1 protein-coding gene is annotated in these 656 nt (G+C 47.9%); it reads right to left on the bottom strand.

Annotated features, from left to right (window positions below):
- A partial coding sequence (locus tag KIV40_RS27615; RefSeq protein WP_285352397.1) for an RseA family anti-sigma factor occupies nt 1–566 on the bottom strand: 566 nt, incomplete at its 3' end.
- Between the last annotated feature and the right edge of the window lie 90 nt (nt 567–656).

Here is a 656-nt window from a genome sequence, read left to right as displayed (position 1 = left end):
TCTTGCAACATAGCGTGCACGCGTTTGCGCTGCTCTTGCAAGTTTGCGTCTGCTACTGGTTTCTCAACAGACTCACGAGTCAAACTTACAGGCTCAACAGAACCCGCAAATGGGATCGTTTGGAGCACAGGCAGTTGTTCTGCTTCTGAGGCTGCAGGATCGCTGCCACCATACTGTTGTACACCTAAAATAACCGCTAGTGACACACATGCCGCGACGGCAACTTGACCAAACTGCTGAAGCCAAGCTGGCATTTGGCGTTTTGCCTGTTGAGGTTTAGGTTGTTCTTCATGCACTTCTTGAACAGTAGGTTGGTTCTGCTCTGGGCGCAGTGAATGCACATTAGTCAGTTTGTTGTGTGCAGGCTCGTTCTCAAGCGCTGCGGCCACACTGTCTGCAATGTTCCATTCCAGCGTTTCTGGCGCATCGCCTCGCATGACATCACCGATTAAATGGTAACTCTGCCAGGTATCCTTGCTTTCTTGATCGGACTCCAACTCTGCAATCAGAGCTTTATCGATCGTTTCACCATCCATGAGTGCCGAAAGCTTTTCTTTATCAGCCATTATTTTCACCATAATTATTACAAGTTTTAGCGTTGTAAAAGAGGTTTAATCTTCTTTTCCACCGCTTCACGAGCACGGAAAATACGCGAA

The organism is Vibrio sp. D173a (genome assembly GCF_030248475.1).
This window is presented reverse-complemented; position numbering and strand designations above follow the sequence as displayed.